The sequence below is a fragment of the Marinobacter salarius genome (genome assembly GCF_032922745.1).
Taxonomy (GTDB): domain Bacteria; phylum Pseudomonadota; class Gammaproteobacteria; order Pseudomonadales; family Oleiphilaceae; genus Marinobacter.
Genome location: NZ_CP136693.1, coordinates 3,773,119 through 3,799,504 on the forward strand (window position 1 = coordinate 3,773,119; position 26,386 = coordinate 3,799,504).

31 protein-coding genes are annotated in these 26,386 nt (G+C 56.4%); 8 read left to right on the plus strand and 23 right to left on the minus strand.

Annotated elements, in window-relative coordinates; translation table 11 throughout:
• Positions 1–74: 74 nt before the first annotated feature.
• From R1T46_RS17550 to R1T46_RS17600, 11 genes are all read right to left on the minus strand, one after another.
• Positions 75–461 (minus strand): hypothetical protein, encoded by a 387-nt coding sequence (locus tag R1T46_RS17550; protein WP_143071139.1) that lies wholly within the window; start codon positions 459–461, stop codon positions 75–77.
• Between the two features lie 153 nt (positions 462–614).
• Complete coding sequence (locus R1T46_RS17555) at positions 615–1,388, minus strand: class I SAM-dependent methyltransferase (protein WP_278367928.1); 774 nt, start codon at positions 1,386–1,388, stop codon at positions 615–617.
• 48 nt (positions 1,389–1,436) lie between these two features.
• Positions 1,437–2,123, minus strand: a complete 687-nt coding sequence (locus R1T46_RS17560; protein ID WP_227664202.1) for a methyltransferase family protein — start codon at positions 2,121–2,123, stop codon at positions 1,437–1,439.
• A 17-nt stretch (positions 2,124–2,140) separates the two neighbouring features.
• Positions 2,141–2,944, minus strand: a complete 804-nt coding sequence (lgt, locus tag R1T46_RS17565; RefSeq protein ID WP_075194548.1) for a prolipoprotein diacylglyceryl transferase — start codon at positions 2,942–2,944, stop codon at positions 2,141–2,143.
• Between the two features lie 39 nt (positions 2,945–2,983).
• Positions 2,984–3,874 carry a c-type cytochrome biogenesis protein CcmI gene (gene ccmI, locus R1T46_RS17570; protein ID WP_317306356.1) on the minus strand — a complete coding sequence of 297 codons (891 nt, stop codon included), beginning with the start codon at positions 3,872–3,874 and terminating at the stop codon, positions 2,984–2,986.
• The gene (locus R1T46_RS17575) at positions 3,871–4,359 is read right to left on the minus strand and encodes a cytochrome c-type biogenesis protein (RefSeq protein ID WP_317306358.1); all 489 of its coding nucleotides are present in this window, start codon (positions 4,357–4,359) and stop codon (positions 3,871–3,873) included. Before R1T46_RS17575 ends, ccmI begins: the two co-directional genes overlap by 4 nt.
• Positions 4,350–4,871 carry a DsbE family thiol:disulfide interchange protein gene (locus R1T46_RS17580; protein ID WP_371915651.1) on the minus strand — a complete coding sequence of 174 codons (522 nt, stop codon included), beginning with the start codon at positions 4,869–4,871 and terminating at the stop codon, positions 4,350–4,352. The genes R1T46_RS17575 and R1T46_RS17580 overlap by 10 nt, the downstream gene beginning before the upstream one ends.
• Positions 4,871–6,868: a heme lyase CcmF/NrfE family subunit gene (locus tag R1T46_RS17585; protein ID WP_127402369.1), complete on the minus strand. Its 1,998-nt coding sequence runs from the start codon at positions 6,866–6,868 to the stop codon at positions 4,871–4,873. The genes R1T46_RS17580 and R1T46_RS17585 overlap by 1 nt, the downstream gene beginning before the upstream one ends.
• A 108-nt stretch (positions 6,869–6,976) precedes the next feature.
• The gene (locus R1T46_RS17590; protein WP_036206316.1) at positions 6,977–7,615 is read right to left on the minus strand and encodes a peroxiredoxin; all 639 of its coding nucleotides are present in this window, start codon (positions 7,613–7,615) and stop codon (positions 6,977–6,979) included.
• A 99-nt stretch (positions 7,616–7,714) separates the two neighbouring features.
• Positions 7,715–8,227, minus strand: a complete 513-nt coding sequence (gene lspA / locus R1T46_RS17595) for a signal peptidase II (RefSeq protein WP_036206313.1) — start codon at positions 8,225–8,227, stop codon at positions 7,715–7,717.
• A gap of 3 nt (positions 8,228–8,230) precedes the next feature.
• Complete coding sequence (locus tag R1T46_RS17600; protein ID WP_036206310.1) at positions 8,231–9,127, minus strand: cation transporter; 897 nt, start codon at positions 9,125–9,127, stop codon at positions 8,231–8,233.
• Between the two features lie 97 nt (positions 9,128–9,224).
• Between R1T46_RS17600 and cadR the strand changes: the two genes are divergently transcribed.
• Positions 9,225–9,626, plus strand: coding sequence for a Cd(II)/Pb(II)-responsive transcriptional regulator (cadR, locus tag R1T46_RS17605; RefSeq protein ID WP_317306359.1), 402 nt, complete (start codon positions 9,225–9,227; stop codon positions 9,624–9,626).
• 46 nt (positions 9,627–9,672) lie between these two features.
• Here the strand turns inward: cadR and R1T46_RS17610 are convergent, their stop codons facing one another.
• From R1T46_RS17610 to R1T46_RS17650, 9 genes are all read right to left on the minus strand, one after another.
• Positions 9,673–10,248, minus strand: a complete 576-nt coding sequence (locus tag R1T46_RS17610) for a TlpA disulfide reductase family protein (RefSeq protein ID WP_317306360.1) — start codon at positions 10,246–10,248, stop codon at positions 9,673–9,675.
• 56 nt (positions 10,249–10,304) lie between these two features.
• Positions 10,305–11,009, minus strand: a complete 705-nt coding sequence (locus tag R1T46_RS17615; RefSeq protein WP_317306362.1) for an SCO family protein — start codon at positions 11,007–11,009, stop codon at positions 10,305–10,307.
• 42 nt (positions 11,010–11,051) lie between these two features.
• Positions 11,052–11,642, minus strand: a complete 591-nt coding sequence (locus R1T46_RS17620) for a protein-disulfide reductase DsbD domain-containing protein (RefSeq protein ID WP_036206299.1) — start codon at positions 11,640–11,642, stop codon at positions 11,052–11,054.
• A 16-nt stretch (positions 11,643–11,658) separates the two neighbouring features.
• Positions 11,659–12,849 carry a protein-disulfide reductase DsbD family protein gene (locus tag R1T46_RS17625; RefSeq protein ID WP_041334537.1) on the minus strand — a complete coding sequence of 397 codons (1,191 nt, stop codon included), beginning with the start codon at positions 12,847–12,849 and terminating at the stop codon, positions 11,659–11,661.
• Positions 12,849–13,571, minus strand: a complete 723-nt coding sequence (dsbG, locus tag R1T46_RS17630; protein WP_317306368.1) for a thiol:disulfide interchange protein DsbG — start codon at positions 13,569–13,571, stop codon at positions 12,849–12,851. The genes R1T46_RS17625 and dsbG overlap by 1 nt, the downstream gene beginning before the upstream one ends.
• A 733-nt stretch (positions 13,572–14,304) precedes the next feature.
• On the minus strand, positions 14,305–15,054 hold the full coding sequence (locus R1T46_RS17635; protein WP_317306369.1) for a TVP38/TMEM64 family protein: 750 nt from the start codon (positions 15,052–15,054) through the stop codon (positions 14,305–14,307).
• Positions 15,032–15,217 (minus strand): hypothetical protein, encoded by a 186-nt coding sequence (locus R1T46_RS17640; protein WP_041334534.1) that lies wholly within the window; start codon positions 15,215–15,217, stop codon positions 15,032–15,034. Before R1T46_RS17640 ends, R1T46_RS17635 begins: the two co-directional genes overlap by 23 nt.
• Positions 15,218–15,250: 33 nt before the next feature.
• Positions 15,251–17,737: a heavy metal translocating P-type ATPase gene (locus R1T46_RS17645; protein ID WP_317306370.1), complete on the minus strand. Its 2,487-nt coding sequence runs from the start codon at positions 17,735–17,737 to the stop codon at positions 15,251–15,253.
• A gap of 69 nt (positions 17,738–17,806) precedes the next feature.
• On the minus strand, positions 17,807–18,208 hold the full coding sequence (locus R1T46_RS17650; RefSeq protein ID WP_317306371.1) for a MerR family transcriptional regulator: 402 nt from the start codon (positions 18,206–18,208) through the stop codon (positions 17,807–17,809).
• A gap of 168 nt (positions 18,209–18,376) precedes the next feature.
• Between R1T46_RS17650 and R1T46_RS17655 the strand changes: the two genes are divergently transcribed.
• Positions 18,377–18,598 (plus strand): hypothetical protein, encoded by a 222-nt coding sequence (locus R1T46_RS17655; protein WP_317306372.1) that lies wholly within the window; start codon positions 18,377–18,379, stop codon positions 18,596–18,598.
• Entirely contained in the window at positions 18,598–20,157 is a 1,560-nt protein-coding gene (locus R1T46_RS17660) for a multicopper oxidase family protein (RefSeq protein WP_317306373.1), read from the plus strand. The genes R1T46_RS17655 and R1T46_RS17660 overlap by 1 nt, the downstream gene beginning before the upstream one ends.
• A gap of 34 nt (positions 20,158–20,191) precedes the next feature.
• On the opposite strand, the gene R1T46_RS17665 is transcribed toward R1T46_RS17660, so the two are convergent.
• Entirely contained in the window at positions 20,192–20,479 is a 288-nt protein-coding gene (locus R1T46_RS17665; RefSeq protein WP_317306374.1) for a hypothetical protein, read from the minus strand.
• 343 nt (positions 20,480–20,822) lie between these two features.
• Here R1T46_RS17665 and R1T46_RS17670 point away from each other — a divergent pair, with 343 nt between their 5' ends.
• The 5 genes from R1T46_RS17670 (at position 20,823) to R1T46_RS17690 (ending at position 23,540) form a co-directional block, all read left to right on the plus strand.
• Positions 20,823–21,200: a hypothetical protein gene (locus tag R1T46_RS17670; RefSeq protein ID WP_317306375.1), complete on the plus strand. Its 378-nt coding sequence runs from the start codon at positions 20,823–20,825 to the stop codon at positions 21,198–21,200.
• 110 nt (positions 21,201–21,310) lie between these two features.
• Positions 21,311–21,658, plus strand: a complete 348-nt coding sequence (locus R1T46_RS17675) for a hypothetical protein (protein WP_317306376.1) — start codon at positions 21,311–21,313, stop codon at positions 21,656–21,658.
• 83 nt (positions 21,659–21,741) lie between these two features.
• Entirely contained in the window at positions 21,742–22,254 is a 513-nt protein-coding gene (locus R1T46_RS17680; RefSeq protein ID WP_317306377.1) for a DUF411 domain-containing protein, read from the plus strand.
• Positions 22,255–22,264: 10 nt separating this feature from the next.
• Positions 22,265–23,119 (plus strand): hypothetical protein, encoded by an 855-nt coding sequence (locus R1T46_RS17685; protein ID WP_317306378.1) that lies wholly within the window; start codon positions 22,265–22,267, stop codon positions 23,117–23,119.
• Positions 23,112–23,540 (plus strand): c-type cytochrome, encoded by a 429-nt coding sequence (locus tag R1T46_RS17690; RefSeq protein WP_036206258.1) that lies wholly within the window; start codon positions 23,112–23,114, stop codon positions 23,538–23,540. Before R1T46_RS17685 ends, R1T46_RS17690 begins: the two co-directional genes overlap by 8 nt.
• Positions 23,541–23,604: 64 nt before the next feature.
• Here R1T46_RS17690 and R1T46_RS17695 read toward each other — a convergent pair whose 3' ends face one another.
• On the minus strand, positions 23,605–25,317 hold the full coding sequence (locus R1T46_RS17695; protein ID WP_407070139.1) for a SulP family inorganic anion transporter: 1,713 nt from the start codon (positions 25,315–25,317) through the stop codon (positions 23,605–23,607).
• 75 nt (positions 25,318–25,392) lie between these two features.
• Positions 25,393–26,259, minus strand: coding sequence for an MBL fold metallo-hydrolase (locus R1T46_RS17700; RefSeq protein ID WP_075194530.1), 867 nt, complete (start codon positions 26,257–26,259; stop codon positions 25,393–25,395).
• Between the last annotated feature and the right edge of the window lie 127 nt (positions 26,260–26,386).

The following is a 26,386-nucleotide window of genomic DNA, read 5'->3' on the forward strand; positions in this document are numbered from 1 at the left end:
TGAAGCTTATAGACGCTCGCCCGAGTGGCCTATCGGCCCAGGTGTAAACGTGCGAACTTAGATAAAGACTAAGATCAGACTACTGAGAAATCAGGGGGAGGTGTAAGGGTATCAAGGATAACGCTGAGATAGACTTCTCGGGGACGAAGAGAGGTAGGGTCGGAAGAACATTGCACTGGCAAAACCGCCTTCTCAGAAACCAGTGCGGATAGCATCGCACCGCAACTGCCCTGGTTGGCGGCGATAGCACAATCGGTAGACGCCATATCACCACAGGCCATATCCTGTTCCGAATGCCCGTCAGTGCTGGCACTCCAACAGTCCACCATGGCCATGTGGCCGAAACGGGCAGGAGGTTCTGCTGTGTCTGCCGTGAATTGCCCGAACGCCAGCACCGGCTGTATTGCCATGATCAGCAACAGCAGGTTAAGAAGGGCTTTAGGCGTTATCAAGCGTGGCAAATGGAGCGACCCAGGTAATTGAGTTTTCAAGAATTCTCGTGATGGTACGGCTTTCACGCCACAGGCGTCAAGCAATTAATCATGCCGGCACGAAGCTGTCTTAGCTCACTAAAATGCTGATCTAGCCGAAAAGACGATCTGTACATCGTTTCTTCATTTCGCCGCTGGAGAAGCCTTCGCCTGTCCACTGGGCATGTCTGACTCGCGCTCGACGAGCACAAACAACAGATGATCAATAAATCGAATCTGATCCCCGTCCAGCTGATCATCGATTTCCAGAATACCTTTCTCAATTTCATCAGAAGTAAAACCTGCCAGATTTGACATAAAACGCGCCCGCAGCATCGCATACCAGCGATCCTTCGGGATTTCGACGCGGTACTCTTCCCTGCTTGTCACCGCACCAAGGCCGGAGGCGGCGATTTCACCGAGAAGAATGTCAAGCTCCGGTTGACTCTCTGAAAAGGCAGTCATCGCCCGGCTGAAAAGGGGAAACTCGGGCAAACTGGGCCGGGTGACCACCAGAACACGACCATCCGGTCGCAAACATGAGCGCATTTTTTTCCAGAATCTCTCACGATTGCGGATGTGATGAATGGACTCCTTGATCAGCACCCGGTCCAGTTGCACCCCGCTGTCAATGAACGCTTCAGCGGATGCACAACGGGTCTGGATGCCGCTGTATTGTTCAGCATTCAGGAGCATGGCGCCTGAGGGGTCCACGCATATCGCTTCAGATTCCAGCGGCACAGCCTGGCTGAGCAGATGTGTGAAGATACCGGTCCCACCACCAAGGTCTGCAAACCGGCTGTCAGCCTGCATATTTAAATGATTAAGAAGCTTTTTCAGCATCCAGCCCCGGTAATCCCTGGTCAAAAGCCACAGATCATCATAGTCCCGGGAGACTTCGGTAAAAGCCGTCGTCATTGCGTGTGCCCCATAAAACGCTGGTAACGCTCTGCGTTACCCTGTGTGTCAACCCAACCCCGAGCGGGACTTGCCAACGAGTTTTGCAAGCCGGCCCATTCGTGGAACAAACCTTGGCACTTCCTGCTGATAGGTCCGGTACTCCTCACCGAACCGCTCAATGACCTGTCGCTCTTCATGCCGTGCGAGCAAGCTGTAGGCAAGGACAATGATGGGGAACAGACTAACGGAGAACAGCGTCGGCCAGTGCACAATCCCCTCCCCGAACAGGATGAGAAAAAGGCCCGTATACTGCGGGTGCCTCACCAAACCGTAGAGCCCATCCGTTGCAAGACGCCCTTGTTGGTGTGCACGATGAAGTTCGCGCCATCCCTGCAGAAAAATACCGATGCCAGTCACAGCCAGAGTATAACCAAGCAACATTGAGATAAGCATGCCCACCTCGCCGACACCAAGCAGCGAGGACCAGAGATTCGCGCTGAGGTCGCTACCGTCCAGATCAAAGAACCGCACGAGCAAATAGACAGTGAGAGGGAAGCCGTACATCTCCGCATACAATGCGATTATAAACGCCTGCACCACCCCGGCACTGCCCCACTCCCGCCATGTTCTGGGAGCGAGCCAACGATACATGACCCAGGAGATCAGCACGATCATGATCGCCGCTATACCCCAGGCTCCCGAATGACCAATAGTTTCTGTCATGTTAAGTTTTCCTCGTAAGTCAACGAACAAACAAGCTAAGACAGCTTTTATCTGGCTGTCGCCGCCTCCGTTTTATTGATCGGTTGACGTCTTGACCAGGCAATTAATGCAAGGCCGCCAAGGATCATCGGCAGGGTCAGCAGTTGCCCCATGGTCACCCAGCCGAGGGCGATGAACCCCAGTTGCGGGTCGGGGAGGCGAACAAACTCGACCGCAAAACGGAAAATTCCGTAGAGCAACAGGAACAGGCCGGACGTTGCGCCCATCCGACGTGGGTTGCGTGAGAACCACCACAGCACCACAAACAGCACAACACCTTCCAGGGCAAACTCATACAGTGACGACGGGTGACGTGGCGCCGACCCCATATTCGGGAACACCATGGCCCAGGGAACATCACTGACCCGCCCCGGGAGCTCGTGATTGATAAAATTGCCAAGGCGCCCTGCCCCCAGGCCAATTGGTACCAATGGCGCTATAAAGTCCGTGAGTTGGAAAAATCGCAGGTTCTGCTTTCGAGCAAACACCAGAGCTGCAATCAGGACGCCAGTCAAGCCGCCGTGAAAACTCATGCCCCCTTCCCAGACCTTGAGCAGCCAGAGCGGGTTGTCTGCCAGCTTGTCAAAACCGTAGAAGAGCGCATAACCGACGCGGCCACCGAGAATGACGCCCATCGCGCAGTAGAAAATCAATGTTTCAACAGCGTCTGCATTCAACCCCAGCCGATGAGCCCGACGACGCCCCAGCCACCAGGCCGCAAGAAAACCGACAAGGTACATCAGGCCGTACCAATGAATTTTTAGTGGGCCCAGTGCAATGGCTACCGGGTCTATTTGAGGATACTGGAGCATAAGCTTTCCTGATTTCGTGATAGAAAGTGCGTTAGGGTTTTAATCAGTAACACGTTCCGCTCCATTGGCTGTCTCCTCCAATCGTTGCCTGGCAACAGCAATACCGTTGCGCATGGCCTGTGCGGACTCGTTGTCGCCGAAGCCAGCCAATGCCCGACGCCAGTAATTGATCGCCTGTTCATAGCGGCCGTCGTCAAAGGCCTCGACCCCCAGTATGCCCAGCACCGTTGGCTCACGTGGATCCTTGTCGAGTATTTCGTCGATCAGCGCCTGCACTTCAGTGGTCAAGCTGCGCCCGGTCACAAAGAATTTGATCTGGGCCAGTTGGGCCAGTAGGTCAACTCTGCGGCCTTCCAGTTCGATCAGTCGTTCCAGGGCGCCAATCGCCTGCCCCGGTTGACCGATCTTCTGGTAAAGCGGAAACAGCAACGACCAGACCTTGGGATTATCCGGCTGAGTCCCGGCCTCCTCTTCGAGCCGGCCAACCAGGGTTTTCATTGAGGCACCGGGTGTGTTGAGCGCGTCCTGTTGGGCGGCATACAGCGCCAGATCGCCATCGGCACCCAGCCATCGATAGCCGATCATGCTGGCAGCCATGACTGCCGTTATCACCAACGGAATCATCAAACGTCCTGACAGGGGGCGCCTGAGAGGCGTTCGGCGGCGGGCCTCGGTGTCCTCCAGCAGATTGCGGTCCAGCTCGTGACGGCTTTCTTCAAAACGGGCGACGTCAATCTCGCCGCGATCGCGGGCTCTTTCCAGTGCTGAAAGCCGGCGCTCATAGACGGCCAGGTTTTGCGCCTCTGCATGATCATCGGCCTCAAACCGCTGCTGCCAGTCATGGATCGCCCTTGCTCTCCGCAACGGTAGACTCAGGAACCACAGCGCTATAAGCAACAGTGTGCCGATACTTAACCAGAGCATAGTCATTCCGACCTCTCACGATGACGATGAATCAAAGAGGACAGGCGGGTACGCTCCTCCTCGGAGAGCGGCCGCACTCGCCGGTGCCTGCGTGCCCGGACAAAGGCAATCACAACCAGGGCGCCCCCTGCTACCAGCGCTGCCGGCAATGCCCAAAGCAGCCACGTGCGCCCGTCAAGGCGCGGGTTGTAAAGAACGAACTCGCCAAAACGATTAGCCATGAAATCAAGAATTTCCTTATCCGCACGCCCATCACGAAGCATCATTGCTACCCGCTCCCGCATGTCCGCCGCCACCGGCGAATCGGAACTGTCGATGGCTTGAGCATCACATTTAGGGCACCGCAACGACGCCGTAAGGTCGCGATAACGCTCCGCCATCACCGGATCCTCGAAATGACGCGCATCGATTGCCGTGTCCGCCACCGACTGGAACGAAGCCAGCAAAAACACGATGACCACACAGCAACGGCTCTTTCGGTTTAGCGCCATTTCTCTACCTCCGCCATGACTTCATCCACCTGAGCTGGCGTTATGTACCCGACGTGCTTGTATCGAACGATACCGTTTGCGTCGACCAGGAAGGTTTCGGGCACGCCATACACGCCGAGCTCGAAACCCAGGTCACCGGCAGGATCAAAGATGTTGACCTCGAAAGGTTTTCCAAACTCTTCAAGAAACTGTCGCCCCAGGTCACGTGTGTCTTTGTAGTTGATGCCCACCATCTGAATGCCGCGTTCGGAGAGCGCCAGTAGCTGGGGCATTTCCTCCTTGCAGGTCGGGCACCAGGACGCCCAGACATTGACCAGAGACATCTGCCCGCGAAGCAGGGATTCATCCACCTCGGTGTCAGGGTCCTCTAGCGTCGGAAGCGTGAACGCGGGAAACGCCTGGCCTATCAGGGCCGACTCGCGAGCACTGGGGTCCAGCGAAAGCCCCCGGTACAAAAAGAAGGCCAGGCCAAGGAACACCACAAAAGGAAGCATCAGCAACAGGCGGCGCATCATGCGCGAACCTCGCGCGCCGGCCTCATCGATTCCCGGTCAGCTGCAGCGGCACGGCGGCGACGATAGCGACGATCCGCCACAGCCAGCACGCCCCCGGAGGCCATCAGCAGCGCACCCAGCCAAAGCCAGCGTACAAATGGCTTGACCTGTAGGCGCATTGCCCAGCTGCCGTCGTCCAGTTCCTCCCCCATGGCCACGTAAAGGTCCCGCAACAGGCCGGGGTCGAGTGCGACATCGGTCATCGGCTGCCCACGGGCAATGTACAGGCGCTTCTCCGGGTACAGGGTGGTGACAATCCGGCCTTCACGGGCAACCTCGATGGTCGCCGTATCGGCGAGGAAGTTGGGCCCCCGACGCTCGCCCAGTTCGGTCAGCGTAAAATCGTACCCGCCCAGATCCACCTGCTCACCGATATCAAGCCGCACATTACGCTCCATGGCGTAGTTCGACACCATCACCACGCCCACGATGGTGACGGCCAGGCCCACGTGGCCGACCACCATGCCCCAGTATGAAGGGGTCAACTTACGCAATCCGGCCAGCGCAGAGGACGCATTGCGGACTTTATCAAACAGGTCGCGCACCAACGCCAGTACTACCCACAGGGCCGCCACCATCCCCAGCGCCACGGCGACATTCCACTGGCCGTTGTAAAGAAACGGTATCGATACCGCAATCGCCAGTGCGGCCAGACCCGCCCCCAGTAGTCGCCGGAACAGCTCGCGACCGGGCATCTGCTTCCAGCGTGCGACCGGCCCCAGCCCCATAAAGGCACAAAGCATGACGGTCAGTGGCACGAACAGGCTATTAAAGTAAGGCGCGCCGATACTGATTTTGCCCAGCCCGAGTGCATCCAGGATCAAGGGGTACAGGGTGCCCATCAGGACCGTGATCGTCATGATGACCAGCAAAATATTGTTGATCAGTAACAGTGCATCCCTGGAAAGCCAGCTAAAGCCCGCATTGGCGCTCATTCGCGGCGCCCGTAGCGCAAAGATCAACAGCGAGACGCCGACCGTTATTCCCAGCAACGCCAGAATGAAGAGCCCCCGTGACGGATCATTGGCAAAGGCATGAACCGAGGTCAGTACCCCTGAGCGCACCAGGAAGGTGCCCAGCAACGAGAGTGAGAACGTGAAAATCGCCAGCAGCGCCGTCCAACTCTTGAACGTGCCACGCTTTTCCGTGACCGCCAGTGAATGTATCAGCGCTGTCCCGCTCAGCCAGGGCAGGAGCGATGCATTTTCCACCGGATCCCAGAACCACCAGCCTCCCCAGCCCAGCTCATAGTAGGCCCACCAGCTACCCAGAGCGATGCCGAGGGTCAGAAAGGCCCAGGCAATGTTGGTCCACGGCCGAACCCAGCGCGTCCAGGCCGCATCCAGACGCCCTTCGATCAGCGCAGCGATGGCAAAAGCAAAGACCACTGAAAAACCCACATAGCCCATGTAAAGCATCGGCGGATGGATGATCAGGCCAACATCCTGCAACAACGGATTCAGATCGGCACCGTCGGCTGGCATGCCCGGCAACAGGCGATCAAAGGGACTGGACGTAACGACGATGAAAAGCAGGAACCCTGCGCTGACGACACCCAGAACTCCCAGAACCCGTGCCAGCATATCCTGTGGCAACTGGCGGGAAAACAGACTGACGGCAAAGCCCCAGCCACTGAGAATCAGACTCCATAACAGCACCGAGCCTTCATGAGAGCCCCAGACGGCGGTGAACTTGTAGTACCAGGGCAGCATCGAGTTCGAATTACGGGCCACATAGTCCACGCTGAAATCATCCAGAAGAAAACTGGCGGTCAGGCTGGCATAAGAAACCAGTAGAAAGGCAAATTGCCCCCATGCCATGGGCTCAGCAAATGCCATCCACAACGGGCGCCGGGTGGCGGCTCCCAGCAAGGGCACGGTCGCCTGAAGCAGCGACAGGCAAAGTGCAATCAATAACGCGAAGAGACCAACTTCGGGAACTGTCAGCGTAAGCATTTCGAGGCCGTGTTCGGTTAAGGGTTCGGCGATGACCGAACCTATCGGTAAGGGGTTCTCAGGTATTGCTTCGTCAGCCAGCCGCATGGCCGGCTGACGAATTCCCTATTACTTCCGACCAGGTTGGCGGGTAACGCGCAGATACGGTGTCTGCTCATCCCATCCGTCGGGGAAACGCTCTTTGGCCTCTTCGTTGGAGAGCGACGGAACGATGATCACATCCTCGCCATTCTTCCAGTCCACCGGCGTGGCCACTTTGTGGTTGTCGGTCAGCTGGAGCGAATCAATGACGCGCAGGATCTCGTCCAGATTGCGCCCGGTGCTGGGGGGATACGTCAGCATCAGACGGATTTTCTTCGCGGAATCGATAATGAATACCGTTCGAACAGTCACCTTGGGGTCGGCTTTTGGATGGATCATTCCGTACAGGTCGGCAACCACCTGATCCTTGTCTGCCAGCAGGGGAAAATTGAGCCCCGTGCCCTGGGTTTTCTCGATATCCTTCGCCCAGTCGTTATGGGAGTCGAGCGGGTCGACGGAGACCCCGATCAGCTTCACACCGCGACTGGCGAACTCGTCCTTACGCTTCGCGAAGGCACCGAGCTCTGTGGTACAGACGGGGGTGTAGTCGGCGGGGTGTGAAAACAGCACGGCCCAGTCGTCTCCCAGCCACTCATGAAACTGAATGTTTCCCTCGGTGGATGCGACGGTGAAATCGGGAGCGGTTTCTCCAAGTTGCAATGTCATCGTTTCATTCTCCTTTGCTTTGGCTGTCGTTCTTGGTTCGTCAGAATAGACGGTATCCTTAAAGTCAACTTTAAGGTCAAGACGTTTGTCAGATGTTTTTTAGCCTGATCCATCGAGCTCGACGTTCGTGCCCGATTTTTCGGGTATGAAACTGACATAGAGGAAAAGCACAGTGCCCAGCACAATGGCGATATCGGCAAGGTTAAAGGCCGGCCAGTGCCAGGATTGCCAATAGACATCAAAGGAATCCACAACATAGCCACGAAATATCCGGTCAATCAGGTTGCCCACGGCACCGCCAAGAATAAGGCTGTACGCGATGGCTTCTCCCCTGCGGCGGCACTGAAGAATCAGCCCGATCAGTACAATCGAGACAACTACCGCGACTGTGATAAGAAAGTATCGCTGCCAACCTCCGCCATCGGCAAACAGGCTGAATGCGGCGCCGGTGTTCCAGACATGCACCCAGTTAAAGAACGGGGTCACCGGAATCGACTCGCCATACGCCATTGACTGCTGGACCGACCATTTTACAACCTGATCAGACGCCGCAATCAGGCCCGAAATCGCCAGCAGGCCATACGGCAAGTGTTTTTTGGCAACGATGGACATTATTTAACCCTTAAGCGCAAGGATGCGCCTGGCCCCGTTGAGTACGATAATCCCCGCAATGCTGCCGATGATCAGGTCCGGGTAATTGGAGCCAGTCCATGCCACCAGGGCGCCAGCGGTAATGACCCCCAGATTGATGACCACATCGTTGGCTGAGAAAATCCAGCTCGCCTTCATGTGGGCACCGCCCTCCCGATGTTTGGATATCAGCAGCAGACACGTGGTGTTAGCGATCAATGCGATGAACGCAATCCCCATCATTACCAGCGACTCCGGCTCACTGCCGAAGACAAAGCGCCTCACCACCTCTGCAAGTACGCCCACAGCCAGTATCAGTTGGAGTACGCCCGCGAGATGCGCAGCACGCACCTGCATTTTTACGCTGTGCCCAACCGCATACAGGGCGAGCCCGTACACGGCCGCGTCGGCGAAATTGTCCAGGGATTCTGCAATCAAACCGGTGGAGTGCGCGATCAGGCCGGCCGTCATTTCCACCACAAACAGGACAGCATTGATACCGAGCAACCAACGCAGGGTGCCGGACTCCTGCTCGGCAGAGATAGCCGTATCCCCGACCGCCTTGATTGACTCAGGGTCGGCAGCGGCCGTTTCCTGAAGCGAAGCGCCCAGCCCGAGGGTCGCCAGCTTCGCGGTGATAGGCTCAGCCTCGCCATCGTGCACAACCTTCAACCGCCGATCAGACAGGTCGAAGGACAGCCCGCGAATGTCTTCAAAACCGTTCAGGGCCAGTCGAATCATCCGTTCCTCCGAAGGACAATCCATCTTCGGTACGGTATACACACTGATCCAGTTGCCGGACGCTTCAGAGGCCTCCGACCCGGTATTACCCTCGGCGGGTGTTGCGTCGCAGCCACAGGCGTCTTCACAGGATTTACTCATGATACGGCTCCACTTGAGTATTGTCGGATTATGATTTAAAACCATATAGTCACTATAAGGTCAATAGAACAGATACCATCTGTTGAGGAGAAACCCGATGCGCATTGGTCAGTTGGCACGGTCCGTAGGAGTCGATACTCAAACTGTCCGCTTCTATGAACGGGAGGGCTTGTTACCACCGCCGGATCGGCAGGACAACGGTTACCGTGTTTACACCGAACGGCATGTTGAGCGGCTGGCCTTTATCAGGCGCTGCAGAATACTCGAGCTGTCACTCGCTGAAATCCACGAGTTACAGAGGTATCAGACCGCCCCCCATCAGCCTTGCAGGGCCATCAACATCTTGCTTGATGATCACATCGCTCATGTACGGTCTCAGATAACCGATCTGCAGGTACTGGAGAAACAACTTGTGTCGCTGCGAGCAAGTTGTAACGATGATCGGGAAATTGAGGCCTGCGGGGTTCTCGAAGGGCTCAGCGAAGGAAGCATCCAGTAGTAGCTTGAAGCATTACGCACCTGCCTTTTCAATTGCGTAAATCCAGTCAGTCCGGAACCCCTTCAATGGTGCGGGTCATCAAATCCACCATGGCCGGGCTGTCCCATTCCGCGGCACCGACCAGACGGCCAATTTCGCGACCGTCGTGATCAATCAGCAGCGTTGTAGGAACACCTTCTATGCCCAGTGTTGAGGTCGCCAGTGTCGACGGATCAATATACTGGCGAAGATGTTGGATGCCTGTTTTCCGGTAGAATTTCTCAACAACGCTGATGCCTACGTGGTCAACAGACAGCGCGACCACTTCAAATTGCTCGCCGCCCAGTTGAGCCTGAAGTGAGTCCAACGTCGGCATTTCCTCACGGCAAGGCAGGCACCAGGTCGCCCAGATATTGAGCAATATCGCCTTACCCTTAAAGTCAGCCAGTGTCAGCGGCCTGCCGACTTCGTCTTGAAAAGCCAGCTCGGGCAGAGTGCGAGGAGACTCCCAGATCAGGAACCCCTGGGGCCCCACGGACTTCGGAATCTTCCCTGCAGCCATAACTGGAGCGGCTATGGAAATAGCAAGCGCGAAAAGGACTACGGCGATTCTCCGGGCGGCAGATATGCGCTGGTGACTCATTGGACATTACTCCTGATTACAGTGGTCGGTTTGTTGCCCGCATGGTGCCCCACGCGTTACTCACTCTGTAACAGCTCTTCAATTTGCCCGTGCAGTCGGCCCCAGAACCCATCATCGGCTGCCGCGTTGGGGCCTTTGGCAATGGCCGTCAGGTAGGTCACCAGGTGTTCAGGCTTGAATTTTAATCCATGGAACCGGGCCCGCATCTGACCTTCCGGGTCAATCACGTGGGTTACCACGCCATGGACCTGTACACCCTCACCCGTATCCCTGAACTGAACGCCGTAGGCCTTGGCGAGCTCCGACGTCAACCCGGGCGATTCGCCTTCGCCCCGGTACAGAAAGTGCCAATTATCGGGGTTCAGGTCGAAATTGTCGCCATACGCGCGCATGTTGTCCCGGGTACCGGCAATATCCTCGCGATCAGTGGCAATGGTGATGAACACCACCTCTTCACTCAGCCCTTCTTCTTCAACCCCGGTTTGCAACTGCCGTATCAGGTTCATATGAAAAGGGCAGGCCTCGGTACAGCGCGTGTAGAGAAAATTGAGCACAACGGTTTTGCCGTTTAAGTCGGCAAGGGAAAGGGTATTGCCATCAACGCCTGTAAGATCAAATTCAGGGGCCGGCTGATCCACAAACTGGGCATACCGCTCTTTCTCGTTCAACGAGGCCTCCACATCCTCCATGGAATGGGCCATGGCATTGGTGCTGACCAGGGCAATCACGGCAATCAGGAATACTCTGAATAAGCTGTTCACAGTCATTCTCCATTTGAGTTGTTTTCCGAAGGGAGTCCCGGGTTATTGTGGCTTGGTATCGTCCAGATTCAGCGCAACGGGCAGGTCAGCTGGTGCCAGGCAAACGCCCTCATCACTGCAGGCCTGTACCCGTACTGTCATGTCAAGCCTGCCTGCTTCTTTCAGCGCGGCGGTCTGTTTTTCGTCTGGCAGCAGCCGAATACTCGCACCGTCGTCGTACACCTCCAGGGCAGTGTCACCCAGTGTGATGTCACTGACCCTGCCGCGGGGGTACTGGGTCGGGATGTCAAGCGACTGGCCGCCAGCCGAAGACTTGGCGACGGTGGGGATCAGAAACTCCATGGAGGCTGGATTCGCATTCACGTGCCAGCCCGGTTCAATGTCCAGTGTCAGAACGATTTCACCGGTCTCCCCTATCAGGGCTTTGCCGCCTTCCGCAAGATTGAGGCGGACCTTATCGGAAGAATCTGCCAACCCCGTGCGGGCAACTGGTGCCTGAGGGTCAGAACTGGCTTGTTCAGTCTGGGCTGAGCCAGGAGCCTTTCCGGAATTGGTGCCGATCAACATGAACGCCGCGATCGCGATCAGAAAAACCGCTACGCCGGTCAGCAATACCTTGGTTCGGGTTGTCATGGTTCATCTCCAGTATCTAGCGTTGTGAATTCTCGGTACGGTTGATCGCCTCGACCAGGCTGTCGGTATCAAAGAGCCCCGTGAAACGGGCGACAGCGGTGCCGTCAGCGTCAAAAATCGCCGCAAAAGGCAAAGCTTGCCCTCCCGTTGCTGTTAACAATGCGTCTTTTTCGGGATCGCTTGCTGTCACGTCCACCTGAATCGGCACCATGCCGGCTCGCTCCACGGCTTCGGCCACAGCGGGCTCTTTATACACGGTGCGCTCCAGGACTTTGCAGTTGATGCACCAGTCCGCAGTGAACTCCAGCAAATACGGTGTGCCACGGGCTTTTGTGTCCGCCAGGAGTTCTGCTGAGTAGGGTTGCCAGACAAGCTCGTCTTCGCCGCTGCCCAACGGAGATGCGAATACCACTGTCACCGCCAAGGCAAGGCCTGTCGCCGTTGCAGTGATCACGCGCACGGCACCGTTCCCCTGAACGAAACGGCGGAGACCCCAGACCAGCACCAGCGCCAGCCAGGCCCACCACAGCCAGGGGTATACCGCTTTGGGCACCAGGCTCGCACTGAAAAACACGGCGGCGGCCAGCAATATCAGCGCGAGCACTTCACGAATGGCTACGGTCCAGGGGCCCGCCTTGGGCAAACGGCTCAGCCACTCGGGCCTGAGCATCAGTACCGCGTAGGGCAACGACAGCCCCAGCCCGATACTGCCGAATATCCCCATGATGACCGGCGCCGGCTGGGTAACGGCAAAGGCCAGTACGCCACCCAGGAAAGGGCCTGCGCAGGGCGCGGCCAGGATCGCACTCAACAGCCCGGATACATAGGCTTCAAAGTAACGCCGGCCATGCGCCGAGGCGGCGAATGTCGGGACGGGGATGGGCAGATCGAGCCAGGTAATCACCGCAAACCCGACCATTAACGCAACCAGGACGGCCACGAATAGCGTTGACTGGAACAACGTGCCCCAGTTCCACTGCAGCAGTGCAGTCAGGCCGCCCAGCGTCAGGAAAAAGGTGAGTGTTCCGGCCGTGAATGCCAGCGCGGCCAGCACCCGATGGGACCTCTGGCCGCCCGCCTCCCGAAGGATGGTTCGGACTTTGATGGGGATGGCGGGCAACACGCAGGGCGTCAGGTTCAGCAGTAGACCTGCCATAACCGCCATCATGATCTGGCCGGCAATGAGCAAAGAAGGCAACTGATCCATCACTCAGCTATCCCCAGCGCCCTTCCCAGCGCTTCCTGCCCAGGCACGCCGGTCTGGCCTTGCCATTGACCACTCGTGTCTTTGAACAGCAGCCCTGGCGTTCCACTGAAACCCAGTTCGGCCATCCACTTGCTGTGCTGCTCAAGCGCCGCCTTGAGGTTCGCCGGTACGGGCGTGAGCTCGGAAATGCCCTCCACGCTACCATTGTTACCAAAGTTCTCCTCGAACGCCTGGAGCGCTCCGGCCCGATCCTCTGCATTCATGATTGCGGCGGAGAAGCCCAGGCTGGAGGGCTTGAGAAAACCAACCATGACCCAGTGCAACCTGACTTTCCCCTGCGCTACCCAATCTCGGGTTTGCTGCCAGAATTTGTGACAAAAGATGCAATTGGGATCCGCGAACACATAGATTTCCGGGGCATTCTTTCCGCCCTCGCTGACTAAGTGAGTATCCCGGGAAAGCTTCTCGGCAACGGAGGCATACATTGGCTCTGATATATAGCGTGTCGTGTACTGACGAGTCAGATCGGTGCCGTCGCTCTCCAGAAGCGCACCGGAAAAAGTGTAGTCACCGACACCATAGATGATTCCGGCTTTTCCATCCCCGGTCTTTACAACATAACCGGTCACGCCCCCAACTGGTGTGGAGAAGCGTTCAATTACCGTAAAACCGACTTTTTTTCTGAAGCGCCTCGATTCCCGGGTCCATCGTTGGTGACGCATACGCGAGAGCCGCAAACAAACTCAAAAAAAGTGCTATCGAAAGCTTACGGAATAGCACGGTCATACCCCGCGCCGGGTGTTCCATACAGAGTGACATCACAGGGACGCTCCCATCTTTATGTATTCATCATTCAACAAGAAGCCACCAGGTGTAGCTGACTACGTGGTGGCATACCGCTAGATCGAACGGCAGGCGCTCGAAGCGAGCCCCCCATGCGATCAAAGGTTCAGGAAATTGCTGAATATTTGGGAGGAAAGGGGTCTGGCCCTGAAAGTACACGGCCAGAATGTGAAGAATGGTCCCAGGGAAAAAGAGAGGACGATAATATCGGCAAATCCAGAATTGCAGATTTGCCGACATGGGAAGAGATACACGTGCTGCTACAGCTACCCTGAGCCAGGAGCCTCGAGCAGTCAGGCATTTCCTGAGCATCCGGCAAAAGGACACAAGCTTCACCCATGGGCTCCACTCCATGAGAAGTCGCAGCACCCACCTGTGAAACAAGGAAATAAGCTGCGAGCAGCATGGCTGTCAGTCCCAAAAGCCGCTTGGTCATTGCATCGAAATCCCGATTACAGAACAGTTACTGCCTTTCACGTGTGGAAAAGCAAGATCCACTGTAACCCACATTGATGGAGGCGCCAAGCACACAGAAACTACTCATCCTCGCGCCTCCATTCTCTTCCATTGACAAAATATGACTAAGCCTACACTCACAAGCTCCTCCGGATTTTACTGCTGGAACACGCTCTTTCGCCCCCGACGTCGGGCCAAAAGCAGCTTGGCAACAATCGGTAACAGGGTAATGCCACTGACCAGGATCAGAAGCCCAGTCACCACCCCGGGCTCAGAAGCCATGAGCAAGCCACCAAACGCTGTGATCAAATACGCTGTCGGAATAACACCGGCCAGCGTTGCGAGCACGAAGCGCCAGAACGCGAGTGGTGTCAGGCCGGCTGCATAGCTGACGGCATCGAAGGAGATAAAGGGCACCAGTCGCGACGCAAAAATGACAAGCATCAACCCGCCCTGGGAGCGGTCCTTGCCCAGCCAATTCAATACCGGACGTACCCGCCTCCAGCGATGGATAACGTCGTAACCCAGGGATCGGGCAATGACAAAGGCTATCAGGGCACCAGCCTCTGCCCCGACAACCACGAACACCGTCCCCCAGAAGGAACCATAAACGGCGCCGGCGACCATCGCGATCGGGGCGCTGGGGATCGGGCTCAGGACAATGGCCGTGATCATCAGGCCAATGATACCCACCGGCCCCCAATATCCCAGTTGGTCAATCCATTCCGACAAGGCAGCCTTGTTGGTCACGGTGGTCAATGCTCCGGTCTCCAGCATGACCCAATAAATCGCAGCCAGTGCAGCCAGCAAGAGCAGAACCCCGACTACTTTTGCTTTTGCGTTCGGTCTAACTCCCATGCCTGCCATGGGTACCCGATGAAATTCATGCTTCAGGGTGGTAGTCATAATCTCCTCTGGCGTTCTTACTCGCGCGTCCAGAATCGTCCCTGTTTTTCGAAAACAGGTACTTGCCGAGGGCTGCGACGCCAAGTACCAGGGCGACGATGAGCAAAAGGGATATCAACCCCATTCCCGCCATTCCAAACATGCATGCCTCATTTGTCATCATGTCAATCTCCTGATTCTGTGTGTACCAGGCCTCTTACGAGACGCTGGCCTGTGCGGCTCCGCTTTCGCTGATATTGCTCGTCGCGAAGCCTTCGCTATTGGATTTGAACCGGCCCAGCCGGAGAGAATTGGTCACCACAAATACACTGGAAAGGCTCATAGCACCCGCAGCCAGCATGGGGTTGAGCAGGTAACCGGTAAACGGGAACAGAACACCTGCGGCTACGGGGATCAGTGCCAGATTGTATCCGTAGGCCCAGACAAAATTGCCGAGGATCGTTTTGCGGGTGCGCCGGGAGAGCGCTGCTGCATCCACGATGCCCCGGAGGTCGCCGCGCATCAGAACCACGTCGCCGGCCTCGATGGCAATGTCGGTACCGGTGCCGATGGCGATACCCACATCGGCTTGCGCCAGGGCCGGTGCGTCATTGATACCGTCACCCACAAAAGCAACCCGGGCACCTTCATCTTGCAGGCGCTTCACTTCGGCCGCTTTCTGGTCCGGCAATACCTCCGCAAGCACCCGTTCGATGCCGGCTTGCCGCGCAATCGCCTCGGCGGTGGCGCGGTTGTCACCGGTAAGCATAGCCACGCTGAGCCCTGATGACTTGAGCGCAGCAATCGCCTCCACCGAACCGTCCTTGAGCGGATCGGCCACGGCAATCAGCGCGGCGAGGCGTCCGTCGACGGCAACATACAGCGGGGATTTGGCTTTTTCAGCAAGTGACACCGCATCGTCGGCGACGCTGGCCAGGTCGATACCGAGGCGGCGCATATAACGGTCCGCGCCCACATTGATCCGGCGTCCGGCCACCTGTGCCTGGATGCCGTAGCCCGGCTCCGCCTGGAATTCACTGATCGCGGGTAACGTGAGGCCCCGATCCCTTGCGCCCTTGACGATGGCTTCCCCGATGGGATGTTCACTTTCGGTCTCTACAGCCGCAACCCAGGCCAGGACCTCATCCTCGCGGCCTTCCACCAGTATGAAATCTGTCAGCTCAGGCTGGCCCCGAGTCAGGGTGCCGGTTTTATCGAGGACGATGGTGTCCATCCGAGACAGTGTCTCCAGGGCCGCGCCTTTGCGGAACAGCACGCCCATTTCGGCGCCCTTACCGGTTCCGACCATAATGGCTGTTGGCGTAGCCAGTCCCATCGCGCAGGGACAGGCAATCAGCAGTACGCTGACCGTCGTGACGAAGGCAAAGGACAGGGCCGGCTCGGGCCCGAAGCTGAACCAGGTGATGAACGTCAAAATCGCGAGCACAATCACAATGGGAACGAAAATTCCCGCTATCTTGTCGGCCAGCGCCTGAATCGGGGGTTTATCAGCCTGAGCCGATTCCACCATTCTGATGATCTGTGCCAGAACGGTGTCCGCACCCACCCGGGTAGCCCGGAACGTCAGGGAACCGTTCTTGTTTATGGTTCCACCCACCAACTCGGCGTCTTTCTGCTTGGCCACGGGAACGGGCTCGCCGCTGATCATGGACTCGTCCACGTAGGATTGGCCTTCCTCCACCACGCCATCAACAGGAACCCGTTCTCCCGGGCGCACCTGGATACGGTCGCCAGGCACCACGGCTTCAATGGGCACTTCGACGGCCTCCCCGTCCCGAATGACACGGGCGGTCTTGGCCTGCAGTTGCAGAAGTTTTTTGATCGCCTCCGACGTCCGGCCTTTGGCGACGTGCTCGAAGTAGCGTCCCAGCAGAATGAGCGTCACGATCACCGCCGCTGCCTCGAAATAACTCTCGGCGGTACCGGCGGGAAAGAATCCTGGAACCAGCAGTGCTGCGACGGAGTAGAAATAGGCAGCGCTGGTGCCGATCATAACCAGGCTGTTCATGCCGGGATTGGCATGGCGCAATTCACTGTACCCGGACCGGAAAAACCTCAATCCGGCATAAAACAACACCGGCGTGGTTAGTAGCCACTCAATAGCCATCCACCCCCGATGGGGCAAAAGGCTGGAATATAGAGATTCAAGAGCGGGGATCATCTTACCCATGGCAATCAGAACTACCGGGATAGTCAGAGCTGCAGCGAAGAGCACTTTCCGGCGGAGGTCGATGCCCTCCCTGTCCTGCTCTTCCGTTTCGCTACTGGCGTCCGGCTCCTGAGGCTCATATCCCGCATCGCGGATCGCCTGATGAATTTGCGGCACTGACAGGGTGTCAGACAGGAACTCCACAAACGCTTTCCGGGTAGTCAGATTGACACTGGCCTTAACCATGCCGGGTTGCTTGTTCAATGACTGCTCAATCCGGGATACGCAGGAGCCGCAGCTCATGCCGACGACCGGAATCTCAGCCGACTGTAGCCGTGGCTGGTAACCCGCCTCCTTAATCGAGTCGATTAGCATGGCCGGCGTGGTAGGCTGGTCAAATTCCACGGTGGCTTTTCCGGTCGCCAGATTCACCTGGGCTTCCGCAACGCCGGGCTCACCCATGAGCGCCTTTTCAATCCGCCCGACGCACGAAGCGCAAGACATTCCATCAACACGAATCTCTATTCGTTGCATACCCGTTTGGCTCCTCGGCACAGCTAACTCCGTGCCTTTAATCAGTTCATTCGCAGGCAACTGGCAGCGTCACCCTCGCTGGGCTATGGCTTCGACAATCGGGCAGCCGTCCATGGGTCCTTCACCGGAGCATTCCTCCAGGGTTTCCGACAGGACGACCTCAATGCGGGACAGGCTCTGAATCTGATGCCGGATTTTTTCCAGTTGCTTCTTTGCAATTCGCTTGGCCTCGGCGCGGTCGCCATTGGCGTCCTGAAGCATCAGGAGTTCGCGAATCTCATCAAGGGTGAAACCCCATTGCTTGGCGTGGATGATGAATTGCAGCCTGGCGATCGCATCCTCGGGGTAACGACGATAATTCGATTGGGTTCTGGCTGGCTCGGGCATGAGATTTTCCCGCTCGTAAAAGCGAATGGCATGGCTGGCCACGCCGCTTTTATCAGAGAGTTCGCCAATATTGAACGTTTTCATTCTTGCACCTCAAAACAAGTGATCAATGACTGATGCTAACCATAACCTTAAAGTGAACTTTAAGGTCAAGGTATTTTTTCATGCATTGTCAGATCGGTGGCGGTGCACCAAACTGACCCAAGGTCCCCCGTTTTAAATCAAGTGGGGCAAAAATACGGAGACACTGTAATGAAAATACTTGAGAGGCTATCTACGCTGGTTGTTGGACTTTTCCTGCCCCTTTTCGCATTCGCTGATGGGCCCGGGCGCATGGGAGAAGGCATGATGGGTGGCAACATGATGCAGGGCATGGGCGGTATGGGGCTATTCATGATGATGATAATGATTCTTCTGGTTGTGCTATTGATACTGGCGATTCTGGCACTGATCAAATACCTGAGGAACAAGTGATGAGCAGGGAAAAAAGTGTCCATAGGCGCACGGTCCTTCGGGCTGCGGCGGGCACCGGCGTCCTTCTCACGTTGTCGCCGGGACTTCTGCTTACCGGGTGTGATGGAGGGGTAAAAGCGGTTGAATCGGAAACGCTCGGCCTTGATTCCGATGAATACGATGTTGAACTGAATCTTCACGCCATGCCCGATTCGGTGCCCATTCTTCCGGGCGCCCCCAGTGAAGTGTGGCGCTACAGGGCGGAATTGCTGAAAGGCCCGGAAAACACAGTCACCGAAAACCCGGACAGTTACCTGGGCCCAACGATCCGGCTGCGCCGCGGCCAGACCGTCAAAATCCATATTCACAATAAGCTGCCAGAGGACACCACCGTCCACTGGCACGGGCTTCATGTGCCTTCCGACGTAGACGGACAACCAAGACTTCCGATCCGCCCAGGCGAGACAATGACTGTAGGCTTTGAGGTACTGGACCGGGCCGGACTGTTCTGGTACCACTCCCATGCCCATGGCAAGCAGGGCGGTCGCGTGGGATTTCAGAGTTACGCGGGCCTGGCCGGGCTCCTGATCGTTGAAGATGAAGAGGAAGCGGGCCTCAAATTGCCGTCGGGCGATAACGAGCTGTTACTGGTGCTTCAGGACCGCACCTTAGCGGGTAACAATGAACTGGTTTACATGGGCGGTGGCATGGGGGCCATGATGGACCGTATGCACGGTTTTCTGGGGGACAGAGTGCTGGCTAACGGGGCGCCTCCAACCACCCGCAAGGTTGCCACCCGCCCATACAGAATTCGAGTCCTCAATGGCTCTAACGCTCGCATCTACAAACTGGCCTGGAGCGACGGGCGACCTGTCACCGTTATCGGTGCAGACGGCGGCCTTCTTCAGGAACCGGAAGACAGACCTTACGCCGTGCTGGCTCCGGCTCAGCGGCTTGATATCTGGGTTGACCTTTCCGAGTTCCAGCCGGGTGATACGCTGGAGCTTATCAGTGACCGTTTCCGGGCAGGCATGATGGGCGGAATGGGAATGATGGGCAGCAACGCCCTGCCCCTCGGCAGCCGATTCCCCCTGGCCAGGCTGGAGGTGGCCGAGTCAGTAGAGGCCAGCGAACCTTTACCGGCACAGCTAGGTGTGCAGCGGCAAAAAATACCGGTAAACCGCAATACGCGAATCCGGTCGTTCGAGTTAAGCCCGGTGATGATGCGGGGATTTGCCATAAATGGCCGGCGGTTTGACGGAACGAATGTCGCGGATGACGAAAAAGTCCGCCTTGGTGACACGGAAATCTGGGAATTCCACAACAGCACACCAATGCCTCACCCGATGCATATTCATGGCTTGCAGTTCAATGTTGTAGGGCGACGAGGCGGCAACTCGGACAGTTTACAGCAGGGCCTGGTAGACAGTGGCTGGCACGACACGGTTCTGGTCATGCCCCGTGAAACGGTTCAGGTGGCGATGAAATTCGAGCGCTTTGACGGCCTTTACATCTACCACTGTCATAACATGGAACATGAAGATGCAGGAATGATGCGCTATTTTCAGGTGCAAGGCTAAACGCCACGACATCCCTCTTAGCGCACACTCATTGTCAGAATGCTTTCGCCGAGCGTGAAGCATCCGAGACCCTGGACTGAGAAGCCACCGACTGGACATCACCAGCCTCGCCCGCCTGTTCAACTGCGGTCACCGAGCCTTTCTTGTCCTTGGATTTGTTCATGCACAACCCCAGGCCACACATGATCAGACATGGCAGGAGGAAGATCAATATAGGCGCGACCCCGAGCAGCACAAGCGTATCCCAGCCAAAAACCAGTCCGGCGGTGACACCGATGGCACCTAACACCCACCAGCGCCGTGGCCCTGTCAGCAGTCCCATAAGCCCTCGTGAGCCGGTATCCTGGTTCGTCTTGCCCTTTTCGTCACAGTTCGTTTTGTTACAGCAACTCATTATAACTCCTCCCATTTTCCAGAACCGATCTGTGTCACTTAGGTTCACCGCTGTAGCGGCGAACAGCCTTGCAACCAGCGATTTCAAAAATAACGTTGAAGTAAAGTTTAAGGTCAAGCGTTTTGTAAAAAAAACGGATAGGCCTTACTACGCGACGTTGAATTTCCAGAAAGTAATGGCATTGGCATAAAAAACTGCTAGGATCTGGTGAACGATGTGGCGAAGATTGTGTCACAGCGTTCAAGATCGATAACTTGGTGCCCGACATTAAATGACCATAACGACACGCCAGATTTTCTCGTTGTTGCTATCACTCATAATGGTGATAAGCACTCCGGCGTTGGCTGTTTCTGAAATGGCCGACGGTCAGATGGATGCGTCCATGATGAACTGCGGTTCCATGATGGCCGATGTGACCGGAACCAACGGATCTGCTTCTGATGACGTGGCCAGTTGTTTCACAGGTTCAGATATGGCCTGTGCGACCGCCAGCGGGCTGAACAGCTGTGGCGTCAGTATCGGTCTTTTGCCAACAGGCCTTAGCGGCCTGATCGATACCGGCTCCCAGCCGGTATTCAGTGCCCGTGAGGGCAGCTACCAATCCCCTTACCTGGCCTTTATCACCCCCCCTCCAGAACCCCGCTCCTGAGTCTTAACCCGAATTTTTGCCCATTGCGGCAATGTCATTAATGTTAATTCTTACAAGTAAGCCTCGTGTTCACACCTATTCGTCACGAGTCTTTAACTGGAGCAAATCAAATGCGCAATTCAAATATCAAGCTTTCGATTACAGCCGCCATTTTCGCCGGCAGTGTCGCGTTCTTCTCTGTTTTCGCCCACGCCGAAGGTAAAGTTGACAGCATAATGAACTCTGATTCCGGCGACAGCGGAATGATGTCCTCGAAAGATATGAAGGGAATGGATGGCATGAAGGGAATGAAGGGCATGGAAGGCATGGAAGGCATGGAAGGCATGGAAGGCATGATGTCCAACATGTCTGAAGAAGAACGCAAAGCCATGAAAAACATGAAAAAGGCCTGTATGAAGATGATGCAGAGCCATGGCGGCGATCACATGGACGGTGGCGAGAAGGATAAGGACGCTTAAGCCAACCAACACCCATTGCCCGGGGCAGCCAAGGCGACCCCGGGCCTTGCGCTGCCTGCTACCGAATCAAACCGAGGATTACCATGAAGATGAAAAAATCCGCCCTGTATACGGGTGTCGCCGCCATCGTTCTCGTTGCCGGCGCAACCACGCTGGCAATGCTGGCCGATGAGTCTGCCGAGCCGTCAGCCGCAGTCGCGGCCACTGCAGAGGCTGGCACAGACATCACCATCTACAAGAGCCCCAATTGCAGTTGCTGTCAGTCCTGGGCTGAGCATCTTGCGGCCAATGGCTTTGACACCAACATTGTTGAAACCGACAACCTTAGTGAAGTCAAACAAAAGTATGGGGTGCCCCGTGAAATGGCGTCCTGCCACACCGCGTTGATCGGTGATGTGGTGATCGAGGGGCATGTACCGGCGGATGATATTGTCGCCTACCTTGAAAAACCACAGTTCAATACCGTAGGACTTTCTGTGCCCGGGATGGTCCAGGGCAGTCCCGGTATGGAAACTGGCCGCAAGCAGGACTACAAGGTCATAGCCTTCAGTGCCAACGGACAGCAGAGTGTGTTCCGCGAATATACGGATTACTGAGGTTCGCGCCATGAATGCGATCATTTATCGCCTGAAGTCCGCACTCTCGTGTTTTGTCCTGGTCGCTATGGCGGCTGTCATACCGGCACTGGCTCAAGCCCGGTCTGAGCTTGGTGGCCAGCCAGTGAAGGCATTGACGAGCAACTCATCAGGCGCCCTTCTCGTACTGCAGGAAAGCGGCCTGTTCGCCATTGATGGCCACGCTGCCACCGAGATTCCCCTGCCGCCATCTGATTCGGGTGCTCAGCCCACGTCTCTGGCAAAGGGAGCGGACGGCACCACCTACCTCGCCGGTCCGGGCCTGGGCGTATGGCGTTACAACAGCGGCAATGAAAGCTGGCAATCCCTCAACAACACATTGCCAGATCTCGAAGTTACTGCCATTGCGGCTCACGCCACCCAGCCGGAAACCGTTTACGCCTACCTTGGCGAGAAGGGTATGTTCCGGTCCAGGGACGGCGGCGCCGAATGGGTCAAAGTCGATGCGGGTCCGCAAGAGCCGGTGCAGGCATTCCTGCACTCGGACATGCCCGGCAGCATGGAGAGTGGCTGGCTTTTCGCCGGCACGACGCGCGGCGTTGCCCGCTCCATGGACTGTTTCTGCTTCTGGGGCGATGCGGGAGATCTGCGAGGTACCGTGTCTGCCATCAGCTATGATCCCGCCGCTCCGGAAAACGTTTATGCAGTCGTCGAGGGACAACTCCATCACAGTACTGATGGCGGCGAAACCTGGGCAAGCGTCAAGACACCCGGAACCGTGACGGCGCTGACTTTCTCACCAGCTCATGGTTTCGTAACAGCCGTTGAGGGCGGCAACCTGCTTGCCCTTGGCGACGACGGCGAATGGACGCCGGTGTATGAATAAGTGGATCGGCTTGCTGATTCTGTTCGTTGTGCCGACCGTTGCGATTGCTTCCGGCCAACCGGCGAGTACCGACCCTGCGCCCGCGAATGTGGCGCAGGGTCAACAAATTTATCAACAATACTGCGCCGCCTGCCATGGGCAGCAGGCTGAGGGTGCTGCCAACTGGAACAAACCGGATGAGAAAGGTGAAATGCCGCCACCGCCTCACGATGAAACCGGCCATACCTGGCGCCACAGCGACGCCATGCTGTTCAAGATGATCGCGAAGGGCTGGCGGCACCCCTTCAACAAAACCGATCGGCTGACCATGCCAGCGTTCGAAGACGCTCTCACTGAACAGGAAATTCAGTCAGTCATTGAATACCTGAAAACGCTCTGGACCGATGAACAAAGAACGTACCAGGCGACAGAGAGCCAATAGCAGGAAAACTGGCCTCCATGCGTTAACAAGAGGCTCCTTCGTTCTGCACCATTTTGAACTTGCTTCAGGATAGACAGAGTGTTTTCCAGGCGTCATACGTGCTCAGGAAAACCTGCCCCGTGAGTTCCTCACAGAAATGAGTCCGCCGCAGACCGTCCATCACAGGGCCTTTCACCTCACACATGTGCAGGCGTATATCCATAGCCTTGAGCCGGCCATTTATTGCCTCCAGGCTCTCAAGTGCTGAAGCGTCAATGGCATTTACCGCCTGACAAGCCAGAACCAGATTCTTCATCTTCGGTTGTTGAGAAGTCAGCGCCATGACGGTCTCTTCCAGATAGCGTGCGTTGGCGAAATAAAGACTTTCATCAACTCGCAGGACAACGGATTTCTCATCCGTTTCAACCGTGTGGCGCTCTACGTTTCTGAAATGCTCGGTACCCGGCACCCGGCCAACAATTGCACTGTGCGGACGACTGGTGCGATACAGATAAATCCCTATCGATAGACCCACACCGACCAGGATTCCGGCTTCGACGCCCTGAATCAGCGTAAGCACAATGGTTGCCAGCATCGCGGCGAAGTCCGCTTTTGAGTGATGAAAGGTGCGGCCAATGGCTTTTACGTCAATCAGAGTGCTCACTGCGATCATGATTGTGGCGGCCAGTGTCGCCTTTGGAAGAAAGGCGAGTATGCCGGTGAGTGAGAGCGTGGCAAGTGCAATCCCGACTGCGGTAAACATACCCGCAAGTGGCGTCCGGGCTCCGGCTTCAAAATTCACAACAGAGCGCGAAAAACCACCTGAGACCGGAGAGCCCCCGCTTACGCCTGAACCTATGTTCGCCAACCCCATCGCTATTAATTCAGAATTGGGGTCAATCCTCTGGCGCCTTTTAGCTGCAAGGGTCTGGGCAACGGACACTGATTCTACAAATCCAACCAAGCTGATCAGAACGGCTGCGGGGACCAGAGCTGCCCATATGCCGGGGTCCATGGAAGGTAAACGGATCTCCGGAAGCCCGCCTGGAACTTGCCCCACCAGATTGACTCCGGCACTCCCCAAGTTAAAGTGCCAGGCCGCTGCTGTTGTCACAATAACCGCTGACACGGGGGCGGCTTTCGCAACGATATCTGCCCCCCGGGGCGCCAGACCGAGCCCGACCAGTGCATTTTTCAGATATTGGCGACACAGAAACAGGTACAGGAGAGTGCCGGCTCCAATAGCAAACGTGATCAGGTTGAAAGAGCCAAACTGGCTGATCAGGTTTGCGCCCATTTCGATCAAATTGTGACCACCACCCTGTATACCGAGAATATGGCCAAGCTGACTGCCCGCAATAAGAATTCCGGAAGCGGTGACAAACCCAGAGATCACGGGGTGGCTCAGAAAATTTGCGATAAAACCAAGCCGCAAGACGCCCATGGCGAACAGAATCAGCCCCGACAGCGTAGCCAGTACAAGAGCGGCACCAACGTATTCGGGCGATCCTGTAACAGCAACGCCTCCTAACGCAGAGGCTGTCATCAGTGACGCCACTGCGACAGGACCAACAGCCAGCGTCGCACTGGTGCCGAATAAAGCGTAGACCACCAGCGGGATCATACTTGCATACAACCCAACTTCAGGCGGAAGCCCTGCCAACAGGGCGTAGGCCAGGGCCTGAGGAACAAGCATGAGTGTGACGATAACCGCCGCAAGGCCATCGCTTAGCAATGTATCTCCACGATAACCTTTCAGCCAATCAACAATTGGCAAATACGCCGCGATTCGCTTCACCGTCAACCTTCCACGGTCGTCAGAGTCTTCGCTCTAGTGGTTTCTCCAAACATTTGCGCCCTTCCAGACCTTTGTTTAAAACCGGTTTAGCGGAATTTTCAGGTACACCTGTCCGTTATCCTCGGAGGGGGGAAGGTGCCCCGCCCTCATGTTGACCTGAACGGCCGGTAGTATCAGTCGGGGCATTCCGAGCTTGGCGTCACGCTCTGAGCGAAAAACAACAAACTCGTCTTCACTGATATCGTTGCCCACATGGATGTTGCTGGAACGTTGCTCGGCGACGGTCGTCTCATGAATAAACTCATCGCGCCCCGCCGCTTTGTAGTCATGGCATAGGAAAACGCGGGTTTCTCCGGGAAGCGCCAGGACTTTCTGAATGGAGTGGTAAAGGGTATGGGCGTCGCCCCCTGGAAAATCGCAACGGGCGGTCCCGGCATCCGGCGCAAAGAGTGTGTCGCCGACGAAGGCTGCATCTCCGATGACGTACGTCAGGCAAGCCGGAGTATGTCCCGGCGTGTGAAGAACGCTCGCCTCAAGATTTCCGATCATGAACGTGTCGCCCTCCTTGAACAGACGGTCGAACTGGCTGCCATCCCGAGCGAAATCTGTTCCGGCATTGAAAGCTTTGCCAAACACCTCCTGAACGACAGCGATCTTTTCACCAATGCCTGTTTTTCCGCCGAGACGCTCATGGAGGTAGGGTGCAGCAGAGAGGTGGTCAGCGTGCACGTGGGTTTCCAAAACCCATTCCACACTCAGGTCATTGCTTTGAACGTACTCAATAATCTTGTCAGCGGAACGGACATCGGTCCGGCCCGCGGCATAGTCGAAATCCAGCACAGAATCGATGATCGCGCAGACCGAGCTATCAGGATCCTGAACGATGTAGCTGAATGTGTTTGTAGGCTCGTCAAAGAAATGCGTGACCAGCGGATGTTGCATGGCGTCACCCTCGTCGCAAAGAGAATTGATCAGATTTCAACGTATCAGGTTTTATGTTATAACGATAGCGTTAACAGCTATATTAAATAACTGAGATTATAGGTTGCAACAATCTCGTGGTATGTCT

Excerpts from the sequence above, each read along its gene's own strand:
- lgt (WP_075194548.1), bottom strand. The coding sequence starts at position 2,944 with ATGCTCCAGTATCCTCAAATAGACCCGGTAGCCATTGCACTGGGCCCA.
- R1T46_RS17640 (WP_041334534.1), bottom strand. The coding sequence starts at position 15,217 with ATGATGACAAATGAGGCATGCATGTTTGGAATGGCGGGAATGGGGTTG.
- R1T46_RS17645 (WP_317306370.1), bottom strand. The coding sequence starts at position 17,737 with ATGCAACGAATAGAGATTCGTGTTGATGGAATGTCTTGCGCTTCGTGC.
- R1T46_RS17700 (WP_075194530.1), bottom strand. The coding sequence starts at position 26,259 with ATGCAACATCCGCTGGTCACGCATTTCTTTGACGAGCCTACAAACACA.
- R1T46_RS17580 (WP_371915651.1), bottom strand. The coding sequence starts at position 4,871 with ATGCGCCGCCTGTTGCTGATGCTTCCTTTTGTGGTGTTCCTTGGCCTG.
- R1T46_RS17575 (WP_317306358.1), bottom strand. The coding sequence starts at position 4,359 with ATGGCGCTAAACCGAAAGAGCCGTTGCTGTGTGGTCATCGTGTTTTTG.
- R1T46_RS17610 (WP_317306360.1), bottom strand. The coding sequence starts at position 10,248 with ATGAGTCACCAGCGCATATCTGCCGCCCGGAGAATCGCCGTAGTCCTT.
- R1T46_RS17685 (WP_317306378.1), top strand. The coding sequence starts at position 22,265 with ATGAATGCGATCATTTATCGCCTGAAGTCCGCACTCTCGTGTTTTGTC.
- R1T46_RS17690 (WP_036206258.1), top strand. The coding sequence starts at position 23,112 with ATGAATAAGTGGATCGGCTTGCTGATTCTGTTCGTTGTGCCGACCGTT.
- R1T46_RS17655 (WP_317306372.1), top strand. The coding sequence starts at position 18,377 with ATGAAAATACTTGAGAGGCTATCTACGCTGGTTGTTGGACTTTTCCTG.
- R1T46_RS17585 (WP_127402369.1), bottom strand. The coding sequence starts at position 6,868 with ATGCTTACGCTGACAGTTCCCGAAGTTGGTCTCTTCGCGTTATTGATT.
- R1T46_RS17635 (WP_317306369.1), bottom strand. The coding sequence starts at position 15,054 with ATGACTACCACCCTGAAGCATGAATTTCATCGGGTACCCATGGCAGGC.
- R1T46_RS17660 (WP_317306373.1), top strand. The coding sequence starts at position 18,598 with ATGAGCAGGGAAAAAAGTGTCCATAGGCGCACGGTCCTTCGGGCTGCG.
- cadR (WP_317306359.1), top strand. The coding sequence starts at position 9,225 with ATGCGCATTGGTCAGTTGGCACGGTCCGTAGGAGTCGATACTCAAACT.
- R1T46_RS17670 (WP_317306375.1), top strand. The coding sequence starts at position 20,823 with ATGACCATAACGACACGCCAGATTTTCTCGTTGTTGCTATCACTCATA.
- R1T46_RS17675 (WP_317306376.1), top strand. The coding sequence starts at position 21,311 with ATGCGCAATTCAAATATCAAGCTTTCGATTACAGCCGCCATTTTCGCC.
- lspA (WP_036206313.1), bottom strand. The coding sequence starts at position 8,227 with ATGTCCATCGTTGCCAAAAAACACTTGCCGTATGGCCTGCTGGCGATT.
- R1T46_RS17665 (WP_317306374.1), bottom strand. The coding sequence starts at position 20,479 with ATGGGACTGCTGACAGGGCCACGGCGCTGGTGGGTGTTAGGTGCCATC.
- R1T46_RS17680 (WP_317306377.1), top strand. The coding sequence starts at position 21,742 with ATGAAGATGAAAAAATCCGCCCTGTATACGGGTGTCGCCGCCATCGTT.
- R1T46_RS17620 (WP_036206299.1), bottom strand. The coding sequence starts at position 11,642 with ATGACAACCCGAACCAAGGTATTGCTGACCGGCGTAGCGGTTTTTCTG.
- R1T46_RS17590 (WP_036206316.1), bottom strand. The coding sequence starts at position 7,615 with ATGACATTGCAACTTGGAGAAACCGCTCCCGATTTCACCGTCGCATCC.
- R1T46_RS17650 (WP_317306371.1), bottom strand. The coding sequence starts at position 18,208 with ATGAAAACGTTCAATATTGGCGAACTCTCTGATAAAAGCGGCGTGGCC.
- R1T46_RS17555 (WP_278367928.1), bottom strand. The coding sequence starts at position 1,388 with ATGACGACGGCTTTTACCGAAGTCTCCCGGGACTATGATGATCTGTGG.
- dsbG (WP_317306368.1), bottom strand. The coding sequence starts at position 13,571 with ATGCGTCACCAACGATGGACCCGGGAATCGAGGCGCTTCAGAAAAAAA.
- R1T46_RS17625 (WP_041334537.1), bottom strand. The coding sequence starts at position 12,849 with ATGGATCAGTTGCCTTCTTTGCTCATTGCCGGCCAGATCATGATGGCG.
- R1T46_RS17600 (WP_036206310.1), bottom strand. The coding sequence starts at position 9,127 with ATGAGTAAATCCTGTGAAGACGCCTGTGGCTGCGACGCAACACCCGCC.
- ccmI (WP_317306356.1), bottom strand. The coding sequence starts at position 3,874 with ATGACTATGCTCTGGTTAAGTATCGGCACACTGTTGCTTATAGCGCTG.